The organism is Pseudomonas sp. FG13 (genome assembly GCF_057809755.1).
On the sequence record NZ_JBMDKO010000006.1, the window covers coordinates 64,681 to 80,981 of the forward strand.

General features: G+C 55.7%; 14 protein-coding genes and 1 pseudogene. 7 read left to right on the forward strand and 8 right to left on the reverse strand.

The annotated features are described in order from the left end of the window. Positions 1-47 precede the first annotated feature (47 nt). The 3 genes from ACODTO_RS07815 to ACODTO_RS07825 all read right to left on the reverse strand — a co-directional run bounded on the left by ACODTO_RS07815 (position 48) and on the right by ACODTO_RS07825 (position 5,765). Positions 48-3,014, reverse strand: coding sequence for a DEAD/DEAH box helicase (locus ACODTO_RS07815; protein WP_489106220.1), 2,967 nt, complete (start codon positions 3,012-3,014; stop codon positions 48-50). 354 nt (positions 3,015-3,368) lie between these two features. Further along, a complete protein-coding gene (locus ACODTO_RS07820; protein ID WP_489106221.1) occupies positions 3,369-4,895 on the reverse strand; it encodes a phosphorylase family protein in 1,527 nt (508 codons plus the stop codon). A 51-nt stretch (positions 4,896-4,946) separates the two neighbouring features. Continuing rightward, the gene (locus ACODTO_RS07825; RefSeq protein ID WP_313922314.1) at positions 4,947-5,765 is read right to left on the reverse strand and encodes a WYL domain-containing protein; all 819 of its coding nucleotides are present in this window, start codon (positions 5,763-5,765) and stop codon (positions 4,947-4,949) included. Positions 5,766-6,121: 356 nt separating this feature from the next. On the opposite strand from ACODTO_RS07825, the gene ACODTO_RS07830 reads away from it, so the two are divergent. From ACODTO_RS07830 to ACODTO_RS07850, 5 genes are all read left to right on the forward strand, one after another. Next, a complete protein-coding gene (locus ACODTO_RS07830) occupies positions 6,122-7,066 on the forward strand; it encodes a CBASS oligonucleotide cyclase (protein ID WP_003139492.1) in 945 nt (314 codons plus the stop codon). Beyond that, the gene (locus ACODTO_RS07835) at positions 7,063-7,554 is read left to right on the forward strand and encodes an HORMA-1 domain-containing protein (RefSeq protein WP_023098968.1); all 492 of its coding nucleotides are present in this window, start codon (positions 7,063-7,065) and stop codon (positions 7,552-7,554) included. The genes ACODTO_RS07830 and ACODTO_RS07835 overlap by 4 nt, the downstream gene beginning before the upstream one ends. Beyond that, positions 7,551-8,447 carry an ATP-binding protein gene (locus ACODTO_RS07840; protein ID WP_313922311.1) on the forward strand — a complete coding sequence of 299 codons (897 nt, stop codon included), beginning with the start codon at positions 7,551-7,553 and terminating at the stop codon, positions 8,445-8,447. Before ACODTO_RS07835 ends, ACODTO_RS07840 begins: the two co-directional genes overlap by 4 nt. A gap of 103 nt (positions 8,448-8,550) precedes the next feature. After that, positions 8,551-9,108, forward strand: a complete 558-nt coding sequence (locus ACODTO_RS07845) for a 3'-5' exonuclease (RefSeq protein WP_313922309.1) — start codon at positions 8,551-8,553, stop codon at positions 9,106-9,108. 28 nt (positions 9,109-9,136) lie between these two features. Then, positions 9,137-10,141, forward strand: a complete 1,005-nt coding sequence (locus ACODTO_RS07850) for a hypothetical protein (protein WP_489106222.1) — start codon at positions 9,137-9,139, stop codon at positions 10,139-10,141. 111 nt (positions 10,142-10,252) lie between these two features. Here the strand turns inward: ACODTO_RS07850 and ACODTO_RS07855 are convergent. Both ACODTO_RS07855 and ACODTO_RS07860 read right to left on the reverse strand, forming a co-directional pair. Continuing rightward, positions 10,253-10,405, reverse strand: a pseudogene (locus ACODTO_RS07855) (IS3 family transposase); the annotation flags it as partial. A 19-nt stretch (positions 10,406-10,424) separates the two neighbouring features. Then, positions 10,425-10,661 carry a hypothetical protein gene (locus tag ACODTO_RS07860; protein ID WP_489106223.1) on the reverse strand — a complete coding sequence of 79 codons (237 nt, stop codon included), beginning with the start codon at positions 10,659-10,661 and terminating at the stop codon, positions 10,425-10,427. Between the two features lie 547 nt (positions 10,662-11,208). On the opposite strand from ACODTO_RS07860, the gene ACODTO_RS07865 reads away from it, so the two are divergent. After that, entirely contained in the window at positions 11,209-11,616 is a 408-nt protein-coding gene (locus ACODTO_RS07865) for a hypothetical protein (RefSeq protein WP_139650064.1), read from the forward strand. Positions 11,617-12,286: 670 nt separating this feature from the next. On the opposite strand, the gene ACODTO_RS07870 is transcribed toward ACODTO_RS07865, so the two are convergent. From ACODTO_RS07870 to ACODTO_RS07880, 3 genes are read right to left on the reverse strand one after another with little or no spacing between them, the layout of a single operon-like run. After that, entirely contained in the window at positions 12,287-12,613 is a 327-nt protein-coding gene (locus ACODTO_RS07870; protein ID WP_489106224.1) for an AtuA-related protein, read from the reverse strand. After that, entirely contained in the window at positions 12,613-13,974 is a 1,362-nt protein-coding gene (locus ACODTO_RS07875; protein WP_489106225.1) for an acyclic terpene utilization AtuA family protein, read from the reverse strand. The genes ACODTO_RS07870 and ACODTO_RS07875 overlap by 1 nt, the downstream gene beginning before the upstream one ends. Beyond that, positions 13,975-15,267 (reverse strand): CitMHS family transporter, encoded by a 1,293-nt coding sequence (locus ACODTO_RS07880; RefSeq protein WP_489106226.1) that lies wholly within the window; start codon positions 15,265-15,267, stop codon positions 13,975-13,977. A 131-nt stretch (positions 15,268-15,398) separates the two neighbouring features. On the opposite strand from ACODTO_RS07880, the gene ACODTO_RS07885 reads away from it, so the two are divergent. Then, the gene (locus tag ACODTO_RS07885) at positions 15,399-16,295 is read left to right on the forward strand and encodes a LysR family transcriptional regulator (protein WP_489106227.1); all 897 of its coding nucleotides are present in this window, start codon (positions 15,399-15,401) and stop codon (positions 16,293-16,295) included. The last annotated feature ends 6 nt before the right edge of the window (positions 16,296-16,301 follow it).

The following is a 16,301-nucleotide window of genomic DNA, read 5'->3' on the forward strand; positions in this document are numbered from 1 at the left end:
GGCGGTGCGAAACCTCGACACATCGCATTTTCCAACACACACTGCAGCTACTCACTCACTAGCCAGTAAGCTTTTGCCGAGCCCTGACGTGCGTAGCCTATGCAGAACGCCATCAAATCGCTCATGCGCTCATCAACCATGGTGCGCCGAATGCCAGGTTGAACGCCTACCACCGTGAAGGTAAGAGCCGTTGCAGGTGTTGATCGCAGCAACTCGTAGGTTTCATCCCTGTCCCCACTGACAAAGTACGAAGGAGATGTGTGTCTGCGATGCATGCGATCTTCCATATGATGCAGCAAGGTCGCGACGTTGCAGAAGTAAGCTGACTTTACCAGCTGTCCCGCAACCTCATACACATCACCTACTCGTCCTCCATTGGCTGGCCCTCCTGCACCTTTACAGTGATAGAGGGTGACGTTCACTTCCTGGGCTGCATTGACAGTGACGCAGATGTAGTCGGCGGCCTCACCTGAGCGATGGTCATAATACAAACACCGGAGACCTGGAAGCGTCAGAAGGTATTGCTCCAAGTGCTCCTGCACAGTTGCTTTGCCATCGAGCTCTGCACGTCGATCCAGTGTGCGAGGCTCCTGATTGTTCGGCAGGAACTCTACCTCGATCGCGCAGCCTGTCCAATCGATTGACTCCGCATCACCTGGAGCAAGTGCGAGGGATCTGAGGAGAGGGGCAGCGATTTTGTTTAGCCCTTCAAACGAAGACTTATCTGTTGCATAGAAAATTGGAGGGTGCTCACTAAGCCAGTCGGCCAATGGCATCCAGCCATCCTGGCTAGACTCGATCGTCATTGTGGCATCTGGTTCCAGGCAGCGAATCAGTTGGCCACCCTCAAGACTCAGGCGCATACGGATCTGCCCCTCAGCATGAACGATCGAAAAATCCAAGTGCCCGGCTTGTGGAATGCACTCAAAGGCCTGGATATCCCACTCCACAAGCCTGGAGGTTTGTAGCTCTTGTTCCTGCGTAGTCCTGAAGTGAATACGAGGATTACGAGTGAGACCTTGCCGTGACCAGTTGGCTGCCATCACCGCTTCTGGTAGCTCCCGAAGAGTCGTAGTCGTTCTGACCAAGTCGAGGTGGGTTTGGCTAAACGCAGCATCTCCTACGATGCGCCCATGAAGCGTCTGCACCCAAGCAAAGAAGTCAGGAACGGATAGGCGCTGATTGCTCCAGATTCTAGAGCTGCTACTGGCTCCGATGGTTTCACGCACCTGGCCGTTCATGCCACTCCCGAAGTAGTGACCCTGAGCGTAAGCGCGGCTGTCACCGGCAGTGACCGCGCGCTCGGCTTGAGGGCCAGTCAGGGTTCGGTAAGTTTCGACTTGCGAATTGAAGGTCGTGTTCTGCAAGCCAACAGCAAAAAACCTCATCCCCTCCAGTCCGGCCCTCGCTCGGCTCGTTTCTTCGTAGCTCAATCCTCGGCTGCCGGCACGGCAAACGATATTCATGATGGTCAGGTACAGCTTCTCTGTCCTGAGGGTTGAGCCGATGAAGCAGTAGCTCGATTCAGGAAAATACATCAGCAAGAAGGCCTCGTGCCGAATATCAGTGAGCGTGTTTGAGGTCGACCAGTTCGGAGGAGCTTCATCTGCTGTCAATACGAGAGACAGATTGCCATCTGGCGTTCCCCACTGCTTCACAATCCGAAGCACTCGCCCCACCTTTTCTCCTAGCAAGTCGAAATCCGGCCTGCGACTGCAGTGAAACCCGCGGACGTGCGCGTACAAATTGAAGGACAACGCAGAAACGGATTCATAGTCAGATTCAGTCATCCGACGCACCGGCAAGCTTTCGATGAACTCTTGGGCTTCAACTGCGCCCTGAATCTCAGCAAGCGCGGCATCATCAATCATCTGAGCCAGATCGACTCCTTCTCTGAGCAGAGTCGCGGTCGCTGCACGCACTCTGAATGCTGGTGCAATGAGGGTTGGGCGTCCCGTGGCGTCGTCAATCCTGGCGAACCTGCCGATGAATTGGATTGTGGGCACCAGTGATTTGTGCGGTGCGTGCAACGCGGCGATCTTGAGCTTTGGGAAGTCATAGCCTTCGCCAAACATGTCTACGCAGATGATGGCCTTCAATTCACCAGAAATGAGCTTCGCTTCAATTAAGTCCTGTTGTCGTTTGGTCAGTCGGCTACTTATGGCGGCGACGGAAACGCCCAGTTGCTCGTAGATCGGGACGAGCGCTTGCGCGGAAGATATGGTCGAGGCGCGTATGAAAAGCCTATGATCAAAACCGTTAGCGATATCTTCTTCGAGCTGTGCCACTGCAGTTTGGGCAATTACCTGATCAACATGCTCATCATCAAGCTCGTTAACTATTGGGGCCGCCCGGAAGACGATAGGGTCGAACGCCCCTTCAGATACGGCTCTCATCACAGGGTATCGGTAGACTAGCTTGCCCGGAATAACGCGGTCATCGCGCCTGAAGGGAGTTGCTGTCAAGAATATAAATCGAGCGGTCGAATAGTGATCCAGATACGCTGCCCAGGATTCCGCCGGCGCATGGTGAGCTTCATCGAAAATCACCACGTCAAAGAGGTCGGGGGCAGCGCCCGGGGCAATCATTGGTGAAGAACTGCCGGGGGTTGAGATCACGACGTCAAACTCCCGCAACTGCTCCCAAGCCTCGGGTGTTATCGGCCGCCCCGAATGCAAGTGAGCGGAAGGTAGCGGCCCGTCTTCAGGTAGCGCACCGATGCGCCTGAGTGTTGAAAGGCTGGAAAAATGCGAGTGCACCTGTTTGCGCAGTGCACTTGATGGCTCGACGACGAGGATCCGGGTTGCTCCAAGTAGAAGCGGTAGCGACATCATCAATGATGTCTTTCCATAGCCAGTGGGCAGGCAGATGATCGCGGGATCGTCTTGCACAGAGAAATGGGCCAATGTTGCATGCATTGCGCCAAGCTGGCCCGGCCTAAAGCCGCTATTAGGTGCGTCAGCTTGCTGAAGAAGCTTGAGTGATCCCGCCTGATCTACGAAAAATCCAGCCATTTCGACCGTCCTTGGATATTTATAACCAATCCTAATGTGCGACGGGCTTTAAACAAGTGGCGAGGGTGCAAAGTTCTTTCAGCATCCCCTGGCTTCTGCTTGCTTCAGCAGGCATGGGGAATGAGGTGCTGGGACCCGAGCAACTCACAATAGCCCCTGAGCGCGGCCCGTTCGTTGCAATTAGTATAGGCGTTGCTGCTGCGGTCGCCGGCGCTGCTTATTCCGAAAACGGACTCCCTCATGGCGCTGCCACTCTGGGTTTGATGCGGTGATCAACTAGACAAGCAAGCTCATGCTTCCTCTGTCGAGGGAGTGTTTGTATCGTACGCAGCGTGCCTCGTGCTGCCCCTCAATTTACTGAGCCAGTCTTCGGCTCCATCCATAAGTGGCGTAATCAAGGACCACAATGGCTGCCGCTTCAGAAGCCACCTTGTGGAAAGTGTTGTCCTTGGTCGTGTCCCCGTAATCGCTTATGCCGCGAACGACCAAGACAGGCACGTTCTGCTTGTCACAAGCGTCGAATACTCCGTAAGCCTCCATCTCTGCGACAACAGCTTTGTCGTGAAGGCCTTGGAATCCTTCGAAAAGCTTCGGATCTCGAATCAGTAGTTCGCCGGAAGCAATGGTCGCTGGTGACACCATCAACCTGGCAGCAACTTCGCCTGCTTTGGACTCAGTCGGCATCGCAAAGCCGAGTTTGTCCGCATGCTCTTGCAGGCGAACGGGCAGGGAGGCGGTCGCAAAGTAAGCATTGAGGTCTTGCTGGATGGAAAGCCCAGGTCGCGGCATCTCCGGTCGCGCTGCAACCTTGCCACCGGCGAGAGCTGCCGCACCTTCGTAGTACACGACGCGTTCGGACAAAATGACTTCACCGAGGCTCAGTTTTTTACGGCGGCCCGCTGCAATCCCCATCATCAAAACTTTTTTCGGTTTAAGCTCAGACAGGAGAAGCGTTGTGATGGCGGTTGCATTGACGTTGCCAGCATTACCGAGAGAAGCGATGACGCAAGAAAGTGGGCCGTCAGCTCGTTGAATCGTCACTGGCCAATAGTGGACGCCGTGGGCGGTGAAGCGTGCTGGTACATCTTCGCCAACACCGAAAACTTTTTTTGCAGCTGCCAACTCAATGGCGATGGCCGTGATCACCAGAAGATCCGGAGATCGTGCTGCTTCCCGGGCCTCAATTTCAGCCTGGAACAATCCAACAGAGAGATCTGCGATCTTGTCCACGCCGTAGATAGGCTCCTGTAGGGACATGCTATCCAGACGACCTTTCACTTGCTCGCCGGTAAGAGGGAACATCGTCAGGGGCTCTTTGAAGAAGTTTGCGTGCAGGCCGAGCGCTCCTTGGCCGTCCTCGCTGAATCCACCCAGTTGGAGGTCGAATGGCAGCACGGGACGCTTATCTCTACGCATTTTGCGGGCGCGGTCTGAGACACCCTTGCCGCCACCCAAGGCGATCATCGCTGTTGCGACCTCAACTTGCTCGTCTCCAATGTTCCCTCCGGTGATCACGTCGTCCTCGAGGTAGATGATCTCCGCAAAGTCTTCAGCCGAGAGGCGGCGGATGAGCAGCCGCTGCTCAGGAGTCATCTTCTCCTGCATGGCCGACTTAGACGTCACAATCTTCAATTGGCGGGCAGGGGAGCAACCGGTCAACAGCTTTTCCGCCTCGTACACCACCGTCCAATCGAAAGTCAGCGGGTCACCAGCCTCATTGGTAGGGAGCCCTGCGAGGTAGACAACGAGTCCACCCTGTGCCGCCAAAACGCTTTTGGTCATCGCACGGGTGAAGTCGTGCGCGAGATCGATCGAGGCCTTCTCTGTCTTTTTGGAGATGCTGCCCGCAATCAGAATGAATTCATTTTCAAGCTTTTCCATCGTGACAATTCCGGTAGCTGAGGTGTTAAGTGTTGGCTGATTTTCTAGGTGTTAGTACTGGATGAGGTCTTTGATCTCATCCCTATTCTTCAGGGCCAACTGGATGACCTCGGGCCTCTGAGCGGCTTGGTCTTCATTCAGGTTGAGCTGGAACAGGAGGTACAAGAGAAGTGCTCGGCGACACTCGACATGCATCTCGCCGCCCTCCATCAGGAAGTCGTTCTCAATCAGCTTGCGCTGTGCGGGGGTGAGGCCCGGGTGAGGAGTGAGAACCACATTGACCATTGTGTTCCAGGCATAATCTTCATCAGCCCGATCCCGATCCTGCCCCACATATTTGCAGCGTTTGATACGGGTCAGAGAGAAATCCCGGAAGGCCTTACGCTTGTGGCAGTACGCCCGGACATGCCAGCGGTTACCGTCATGCACCAAGGCATGAGGAGAGAGCATCCGCTCACCGCCTTCAGGGTCTGTCAGGGATTGGTAGAAGACCTCGATAAATCCGGTCTCGCGAATCGCGCGGAGAATTACCCCAACGATGTCCGCATTTAAGCGACGGCCCAGTTTGGGCACAGCTGCGACAGGGGATTGCCAGCCCAAGAAGCTGCCGTAGGGGATCTCTGGCTGAACGGCGACGCGCAGCAGGTCATCCAGGTAGCGCTCAACTGCACTGGAAGGGAAGACTGCTTTGAATGACTCGGTAGCCCTATAGACCCTGGCCCGGGTGTCGTACTCGAGGTTGCTCTCGGCGAGTTTAGCATACTCGGTGATGTCCAGTGACGCCTGAGGCACCGAGATTCCGAAGAAGTCAGTAAGACTGCTGCGGTTGATCTGCCCATCCCACCGTAGTCGATAGTCGATGAATTCCAACCGACGCTCCTGGCCCCAACGTGCTCCATGCCGTCCCTTGCTGGTGGGTTGGTCGTCCGTGGGTTTGGACTCGTTTGTCATGCTCGAACCTCGATAGCGTATAAAAACTAGACTGCATCTAAAAACTATGCGTATAGTAATAATACGCTAGCGAGCTGCGGTTCGCAATTTTCCTTGCCTGATCTTCTAGAGGGTTACGGGTGGTCTGGGGGAGGGGGTTGACCTGCAGCGCGCCGTAAGGGGTGACTCGGGCCAGATTCTCGAGTTGCCGCGCCATCTCATCCGTCGGCATGTGGTGTAGCTGCTGGTAGGGATGCTTTGCGACCAACACAAACATTTCTAGGAGGGGATGGCACATGCCACTCACCAACACTCAGATCAAGTATTACGACAGTAACGTGCTGCGCTTGCCGAAGGACAAGCGGGAGACCTACAACGCCCAGGTCGACCGCCTGATAGCAGCGCTGAAGGACAGCCTGAAGAAGCAGGACAAAATCACTATCAAGAAGGTGGTAAAGGCAGGCTCTTTTGCCAAGCACACCATTCTGCGGCCCAACGCTCAGAACCCCGCCGACGTGGACGTGGTTTTCTACATTAGCGGCGAGAAGGTAGATGAGGAGACCTTCGCAACCCTCAGCCAGAAAATCTACGACGCCCTGATCAAGCTGTATCCGAACAAGTCTGTTGAAGACTTCGAAATCCAGCGTAAGGCAGCGAAGGTCACCTTCGTGGGTACCGGGCTCGAGGTCGATATCGTTCCGGTCATTGAGAACCCGAGCAAGGAAAACTACGGCTGGCAGTTCGATCGTATCGATGGCTCGAAGACTGAGACCTGCGCCCCGTGCCAAGTGAAGTTCGTGAAGGATCGCAAGGATGTAGATCCGGACTTCCGCACCCTCGTACGCCTGGCCAAGCGCTGGCGTACCTGGAAAGAGGTGCCGCTGAAGTCCTTCCACATCGAGCTCATCATGGCTCATGTGCTCGAACTGAAGGGGAAGACCGGCTCGCTGGAGAAGCGTTTCCGTGACTTCCTCCTTTACATCGCTGAGTCGGGTCTCAAGGAAGTCATCAAGTTTCCTGAGAACGGTAATGTCCCCGAGTTCTCCGATACGGTTGTAATCATCGATCCGGTCTGTGACACCAATAATGTCGCGAGCCGCATTACTGAAGATGAGCGCAAAGAGATCGTCCAGCTCGCCGACGAGTCCTGGGAAACCGCCCACTTCGCTTCGGTGGAAGACGACTTCGAGATCTGGAAAGAGCTGTTCGGCAAGGGCTTCAAAGTCGAGGATGCAGCATGACCTACAGCGCTACCCAAACCACGACCTATACCACTACTGACATTGAAGCAGTCGTACGCCGGATCACCGCCGACCTCTTAATGATCGCCTCGAGCAGCGAAGCAGTGACTGAAGCCAAGGCCAAGGAATGGGCCTATGACATCGAGCTGCTGGCCAAGAACGGGTATCTGAAGTTCGCGGATCTCACGCTGTTGAGCAATGGCGTTGAGCAGAAGGCAACCCGGTACTACGTCAACGAGTCCGGCTCCCTAGCCAACCAGCGCCCGGGTGATGCTCGCTGGCCCAAGGTATCCAACCCGCACCTGCGGATCGTTCTGTCCTACAACGACAGTTACACCCAGCAAGCGCGGGAGAACATGTCTGGAAAGCTGAAGATCAACTGGACAACCTCTTACGACGACATCAGCCACTCCCAGCTCACTCAGAGCGGTGGTCGCGAATATTCGAGCAACGGCTACGGCATGGAACGGAAGGACTACACCCGATGAGCAACAACAGCGTATTTGACTCTGCCATTGAATTGCCGGACGCCCAGCTAAATGATCGCGAAAAAGTCTTGCTCGGGTTTACGGGCCGCTACGAGCGCGTACAGAACCAGCTCCAGTTGCTTCTGAACCAAGGGCAACTGTCCGAGTGGAGCAAGGAGCACCATAAAAGCGTGCTCCCAATATGCAATTTGGTTGCCGATCAGTACCCTCTGGTGATCTTCCACGGAGACGTCGGTACCGGGAAGACGGCTACAGCGGAATGCATCGCTAACCGGATTGTGAGCGATTCTCGCGCTGAAGATTCGTTGCTGTACAAGCTGAGTAACCGAGTCCGCGGCTCCGGTAAGGTCGGCGAAATGGGGACGCTCTTGACCCAAGCCTTCGCAGAGGTGATTGAAGCCGCCGGCAAAAAACGCCGGGCGATTCTCATTATCGACGAAGGTGACTCAATTGCAGCTTCTCGCTCGCAAAGCCAGAGCCACCACGAAGATAAGGTTGCAGTGAACACCTTGATCCAAGGCGTGGACGAGCTGCGCAAGTACGGTGGCCGCATTGTTGTAATTCTGTGCACCAACCGCCTTTCGGTGCTGGACGCAGCTCTCCGTCGTCGTGCGGCCATCGTTGAAGAGTTCACGCGCCCTGATGTTGCTGAGCGCAAAGAGCTGTTTAGCATGGATCTGGCAGGCTTGGGGCTTACGGAGAAGCAACTGAATGACTTGGCAAACGTCACAGGCGAGCGTAACGGGCAGCCCGCCTGGACTTACTCTGATATTCGAACGCGCCTGTACCCTACAGCGATGGCCAAAGCCTTCCCTAATCGCCCGCTGAGCTTCAAGGATCTGACCGACTCGATTCTTTCGATGAAGCCATCACCGGTCATGGAAGACAAGTAAGCGGTATATCGGCCGACAATGTCGGAGGAGGGGGTTTTGCCCACACTCACTACCGAGTGGTTCCAGCGGTTGCCATCCATACACCAGCTCGAACGGAGTAGTTATGAAAGCCGAAAAAGAAATCTTCGTCTCGGTCGACATCGAGGCATCGGGCCCTATCCCGGGCAAGTACAGCATGCTGTCGATCGGCGCGTGCCTGACGTCGAATCCGGCTGAGCAGTTCTCATGCTTGCTGAAGCCCATCTCCGAGGAATTTATTCCAGCTGCCCTAGAGGTCACGGGGCTTTCATTGGAGAAACTTCGAGAAGAGGGGCTGGATCCTGCTGAAGCGATGGCACAGTTCAAAGCGTGGGTTGAGTCACTTGCTGGTGTTGATCAGATGGTGGTGTTCGTAGGATTTAATGCTTCCTTCGACTGGAGCTTCGTGAACTACTATTTCCACGAGTACCTTGGTGAAAATCCCTTCGGGATAGCCGCGCTCGACATCAAGTCAATGTACTTCGGAACATCAGATTGCACTTGGAGGTCAACCCGTTCGAGTGAGATTGATAAGGTGGTGAGGCCTGACAATTCTGGCGATCACGATGCTCTGCATGACGCTGTCTATCAAGCAGAATTGTTCAGCCTAATCCGAAAAAAACTGATACGCAGTGAAGGTTAACCCTCCAAGGTATTATTTAAGGATTTCTATGAGCTCTCGTGGCTATCTGGACTTTTTGAAAGACCATCCCGCATACAAGAATCTAAACAAAGATTGGCATGTTGAATTGACCAATTATAACGTTTTTTGGTTTGATCTGCTAATCAACGCTCCGGGAGGCTCTGATTATGAAAGCATCGTGTCAAAGTTTTTGGACGCGTATCGTGAAGAGGTAGAGCAGAACAACGACAAACGTTTTGTATATTTTATCGCTGCACGGGATCGGGTGCGATTCCACACCGCTATAGCCCCTCGTTTGAGTCGATTGAAGAAGGAAATCGTGATCCACTTGGAGGTAGGAGCAGAAAAGAAAATAAAGAAAATTCGGATACCCGCGCGCCCTGAAATTTTCGGAATGAATATTCCGAAACTTCTTGATGACGGGCGGTTCATCCTGCTTCAGTTTCCTGGGATGGAGCATCCAGTGGGAATTAATGTCCACGAATTTCTGATGATGCACTGCATCAACATCGGCGTAGATACAGAAGTTCTCTATGTGGGCTCAACTGATGACCCTGCTCGGCGTCCACTTAAACGAAATCATCGCGGCTATAGCGATTCAATTTATGGAGTAAATACTAACGAGAAAGATGTGTTTGTTTACTATAATTTGTTCAAAGCAATTTCTATTTCTCAGCGCAGCCCTCACAATCTCCAATTCATGCTTGGCAACTCAATGATTGATGAGGTGCAAAAGAAAGATGAAGGGATGCTGCTTGAACATGGTCTAATCCATTACTTTGGAGCAAAGAGCCAGGAAAAAAGCAAAGGGCTGGAGTATGGCAGGCTTCGGAGTGGGCTAAGGAAGCTAAAGCAGAAATACAATATCTCTTCAGTAAACTATCTTATAGCGGCCGAAACTTCGACTGAATACTGGAATCTGTATTCAAGAGAAGTGCCACGTTCCGGTCGCCATGAATTTTCGTTGGTACTGCAAGAGAATCGGGTGTTGATCGGCAAGGCAAAGGGTAACTTGACTGATCCACTTGGTTAGGTTTTGATTCGGGCTCTGCTGACTTTGGGGTGAGTATAATAAATCGCCCCAGGTTTCCTAGGCACTCTCCAAACTCAGAAAATAGCGTTTCTCATACTCTACTGGCGACAGCTACATAGCACCGCTGTGTCGGCGTTTAGGGTCATAGAACATCTCGATGTAATCGAAAAAGTCACTTCGGGCTTCGTCACGCATTCCGTAGATCTTCCGTCGGATTCGCTCCCGCTTCAAAAGCTGGCAAAAGCTCTCGGCTACTGCGTTGTCAAGTTTCCTCGCCGACTCATTAAGCCATAGTGGTTGAGTTCTGACGAGCGCGCGGAATGTAACGGGTGACGCACCAGGACAGGTACTGCTTCAGCAACCGCAGGTACTGGTCACGGGTGCGCAAATCGATCTGTGGAAAATATGTCATTGCAGCTGTGCCGATTCGGGCGACCAGATTATCGGCCTGGCGGCCACTTTGGAGCCAGATGGCGTAACCGTCCAGTAGCGCCAGAATCGCCTCGAAGTGGCAGGCCACGATGGCCTCATCGATATCTAGGTTTCGACTTTCGGCATAGCTGTAGAATCGCGCGTAGATGAGCCGCAGCAGTGCTATAAGCGCGGTGTCTGAGCTTGAGTTGGACGTAGTAAATGAAGGGAATGAGTTTGGGCAACGGCGCGGCGTTATTCAATGACTAGCCATGAACTCAAAGGACATGGCCCGTTGAGAGAGTGGACGTCAGAAGCGGTTTTGTCGAATCAGTGCCTTAAGAGGCTCATGAACATTTCTGACGTAGCATTTTGTTTAACATAATATACATTATGCGTAACAAGATATTACCAATGCAGCGTGGATATATGAGCGTACCTCGCTCCAGCGCTTACAGGATTTGGATCAAGACAAACACGGGCGCCTGTCGATCCCTTGAGACTCAGCTCACACGCTACGGGCCTGGCTCTTGTTCTGCGAGAAAGCCCGTGCAAGTCTGCTGCACGTAGGCCTCCAAGTCTCAACGAAATAGTCCGCGAAGCCTTGGAACTAGAAAAGCACTTACAATCGTTTCCCCTTTATTCGGACCATCATCATGCAGCGTCTCTTACCCCTGGCTCTATTCCTCCTGACCAGCCAGGCCATGGCGTACCCAGCCCTCAAGGACACCGAGCTTTACACCCAAAACGCCAGCGACTGCCAGGATGTCGATCTCAGCACTTGGCAGCATCCAGCGCGAACCGTGCTGGAGAAAAACGGCATCAAGCTGGAGCGGGTTCAGCTATGCAACGGTGGACGCTATCCGATCTTTCTGGGTGAAGTCCCGTACGACCCTCAGGGTCAGACCAAGGATTTCTTTCTTCCCTTGTATGAGCAACTACGCAAGGCCAACGGCAAGTGGCCGTACGTACTGGTCGCCAGCAATTATGGCGAGATGGTGTATGTCAGTTATCCAAGGAACGATACTATCTCCCTGGCCTATGAGAACTTTGAGGCGCCCTAGGCTCTGTACGAAAAGCCTTGATACTCGTTCATGCCGCGTACAGGCCACTAGCGCTGGCTGACTGCTCGCGGCAACGGGCTCCTTCAGCCCTTCTACCCTGCCCCCGGATCGTCGAATTGCCTGGACTTTTCGTTCGGATACAAGTGGTTATCCGGTCGTGAGATTGCCAGGCATGCCTGTAGATTCTCCATAGCAATTAACCACTGATCAATGAAAAAAACGCCAACATAATGGCGTCCATTTCGCTCTAATCATCAATATTTGAAAAAGTGACGTTTTCCCGACGGAAGGCATCAATACGCCATTGCTGGAGGTTCGAAGGAAGGATCATCATCCGCTTGTCACTGCTACTCGCTTAAGCCCTCCCGGGCTTTTGCAGGACACATCAATTGCATTGCTTCTATGGGAGCAACATCAGGATGATGACCGTATACATTATGGTTATGACACTCTGCAGGGGCGACGAAGGCTGCGTGGACGTGCGCAAAACGGAGCCGACCTATGTCACTAAAGAGTTGTGTATGGAGAAAGCCAGGGACATAACGCCCCGCAAGGGCGTGAAGTTCAAATGTCGCAGCGAGCGGTCGTGGGGGCCGAGCAAGGTACCCGGCGCGAATACCTTGGACAGTGTGGTCTCGACCGACGCCAAGCGACAGCCTTGAAACCCGGCTCAAGCGCTCGGCATATCCAGGTCGAGCAGCGCCGCCCCCAACGCCTTCCCATGGGCATCGAGTGCCAACGAACGGGTGACACCACCGCGCAAGACACCGGGCAAGACGAAGTTGAGCGCGCACACCCGAGGGAGTTCATAGCGCCGTATCGCCGGTCCATGGGGGGGCAGCAGTTCAGCAAAATGCTCGGTCACCCGCTCTACCGTCAGCCATTCGCACAGGCGTGGATAATCTTCGGCGTGGAACGTAATCACGGAGATATTGGATGTATCGCCTTTATCTCCCGTACGGGAATGGGCCAGGTCACGCAATTTAAGACGAGTCACTACACGTCCTCCAAATGAATCTGCACGCTGACAGCGTCCCGTGGCAGCAACAGCGACGCCACCGCCACCACTTGGCGCACCGATTTACTCGCTCCGCCGCCGCCGTAAGGACCGTTGGTGTAGAGGGTTTCCACTTCGTTTCCAATCCGCACGGCCTCGGCGCGATCGGTGCAACGGGCCGCGACCCGCAGGCGCACTTCCCAAGGCTCGCCGTCCAGTCGGGAACCCAGCTCGGGGCCGTGCAAGGCATCGACGCCGATCAACTCGGCGCGGATTTCTTCATAGGCCACGCCTGTCAGTTTCAAACGTTCCAGCACGACCTCCCGTGCCAACCGGCCACGCGCCAAGGCCCCTGGGCCGCCATAGGACATCTGGCCTTCGCCGATCCAGCCGTCGAGATAACCCACTGACACTTTCAGCGATGAGGGGCGTTCCCGGCCATCGGCGCCCTGGACCTGTACCTGATTCGGTCCCTGGAGCGTAAACGACACCTCGGAAAAGTCCGCGCTGACGTCTGGCGTGAGGTATGCGGCGGGGTCGTGCACTTCATAGATCATCTGTTCGGTGCAGGTCGCGGTATCGATGCGCCCGCCTGAGCCTGGGACTTTGCTGATCACTGCATGGCCCGTCGCGTCCACTTCGGCGAGGGGAAATCCCAGTCGCGCCAGGTCCGGTACATCCTTGAACCCAGGATCGGCAAAGTAGCCTCCACTGATCTGGCCTGCGCATTCGAGCAGATGGCCGACCAAGGTGCCGCGCCCTAATCGTGGCCAATCGTCCGCGGCCCAGCCGAACTCGAACATCTGTGGCGCGAGGAACAGCGACGGATCCGCCACTCGCCCAGTAATGACCACGTCAGCATCCGCCTGCAAGGCCTCGATGATGCCGTCCACGCCCAGGTACGCGTTGGCCGAAATCAGGCGTTCGCCCAATGAGGCCAGGGTGATGCCGTTGTCCAGTGTTTGCGTCGGATCGACGAGCAGTGTCGCCAGCACATCGTCACCCGTTACGGCGATCACTTTGAGGCCCGACAAACCAAGCTGCCCGGCAATGCGCCGCACTTCCCGCGCTGCGCCCAATGGGTTGGCCGCGCCCATGTTGGTGATGACGCGCAAGCGGCGGCGCCGGCCATCGGTCCCACGACCGATAAAGGGCAGTACCCGACGCATGCGCTCGCTCAACAGCGGATCGAAGCCCGCCTGCGGATCGAGCAGTCGCGCTTGTTGTGCCAGGGCGATGGTGCGTTCGGCCAGGCATTCGAACACCAGATAATCCAGCTCGCCGTGCTCGGCCAGTTCAATCGCCGGTTCGATGCGATCACCTGAGTAACCGGCACCTGAGCCGATGCGTAAGCTTTTCATTCAAAAGACTCCAATGAGCAGCGCCGTCACCGTCATCAGCACCGAGGCGGCGAACAGAAAAGGAATGGTGAACCGTTGATGATCGGCCAGTTCGATCTTGCACAACCCCACCAACAAGAAGGTCGCCGGGGTCAATGGGCTGACCGGGAACCCGGTGGTGTGGACACCCAGCAGCGATGCCTGGGCCACTTGCAACGGATCGACACCCAGGGCACGGCCGACTTCGGCCACCACCGGCATCACGCCAAAGTAGAAGGAGTCGGGATCGAACAGCAGGCTCAGCGGCATGGAGATGAACCCCACGACCATCGGAATCAGCTTGCCGTGCCCGGCGGGAATCTGTGCCACCGCCACCTCGGCCATCGCCTTGAGCATGCCGCTGCCCTGCATGATGCCGGTGAAGACCCCGGCGGCCAGGAGAATGCTCGCCATCGTCAGGGCGGTTTTCGCATGGGCGTCGATGCGTGCCCGTTGGGCATCGACGTTGGGGTAATTGATGCACAAGGCCAATACCGTGCCGAGCATGAACATCACCACCGGATCGACCACACCGGCAATCATCACGCCCATCACCACCACGGTCAGTATCAGGTTGAGCCAGAACAGCCCTGGCTTGCGCAAGGCGACTTCGGCCTCGGACAGTACCCGTTGAGGTACCACCTCCACCCCTGCCCCGGCCCCCAATCCCAGGCGTTTCTCTTCGCGACGACCGAGGAACCAGGCGCAAGCAAAGACGAATGCCAGACCGACGACTTGCACCGGAATCAGCGGCTGGAACAAGTCGGCCACCGGCACGTGCAAGGCCGCCGATGAACGCAGGACCGGGCCGGTCCATGGCAGGAAGTTGACCCCGGCCGCCATCGCCGTGACACAAGCCAGGATGCGTTTATCCATGCCCAGGCGCGTATACAACGGCAGCATGGCCGGAATGGTCACCAGGAAGGTCACGGCGCCGGAACCGTCCAGGTGCACCAGCAGTGCCAGCAGCGCGGTACCCACGACGATGCGCGTCGGACGGGTGCCGACGCGTTTCAAGATGCGGTCAATGATCGGGTCAAGCATGCCGGCGTCGGTCATGACGCCAAAGAACAGAATCGCGAACACGAACATCCCGACCACGGGGGCGACGTTCTTGATGCCGGTAATGATGAACGCACTGGTTTGCAGGCCAAAACCACCGATCAGTGCGGCGATGATCGGCAATGCGATCAGTGCAACCAGGGGGGACAGGCGCTTACTCATCACGCAGATGAGCAGGCAGAGAATGGTGACGACACCGAGTATGGCGAGCATAGGTAGGTCCTGTTCGGCATTTCTGTCCGCCATGGCGATGAAATGCGCTGTTGTTGTTTTCACCGAGTATTGGAATTGCCGGTATTCTTTGTAAATTGAAATGTTCGGCAGCCTGCGTTCGGAAAAACAGAATGAAGAACTCGATCCAGCACATCCGCGCCTTCCTGGCCGTGGCGCAAACCGGCAGCTTTGCCAAGGCTGCCGCAATGCTGAATCTCTCGCCTTCGGCCCTGACCGTGCAGATTCAACAATTGGAAGATTGGCTCGGCGTCGCGTTGCTCGAACGCAGCCCGCGTCACGTGGCCCTGACCAGCGCCGGACAGAACAACCTGTTGCCCATGGAGAAACTGTTGCTGGACCTGGACAACATCGTCAGCGCCTCCCGGGACCTGGCGGCGCTGCGTCGGGGCGTCGTTACCATTGCCGCCCTGCCCTCGCTCTGCGCGGCTGCGCTACCGCCGCTGTTGAAACAGTTCCGTGAACAGTTTCCCGGGATCGAAGTGCGCCTGCGGGACGTGGTGGCGCGCCGGATCGACACGTTGGTGCGCGACGGCGAGGTGGATTTCGGCCTTGGGGTGCGGGCAAGGACGAGCCATGGGTTGGAATTTCAACCGGTGCTGGAGGATAGGTTGTGCCTGTTCATTCCAGCCGACCATCCCCTGGCCCGTCGACGCACGGTCAAGCTAAGCGAGTTGACGGCGCAACCGATCATTCTTACTGGGCGCGACAGCAGCGTTCGAGAGTTGGTGGAGCAGCTGTTCGCCGACGCCAACCTCCCATTGTCGCCGGGCCTCGAAGCCAATTACATGTCCACGGTCCTGGCGCTGGTGCGCCAGGGGTTAGGCGCAAGTCTGCTGCCGGAGTCGGCGGACGAAGGTCGGGAGGGATTGGTGAAAATCCCCGTGGACCATCCTGGCGTTACCCGTCAGATCGGCTTGATCACCCGCCAGGGCCAGACAATGGCGCCGGCAGCCGAGCAATTCATCGAAATGTCCAAAGGTTTTTTTGAGGAGATGACGAGAGCCTGACCAACC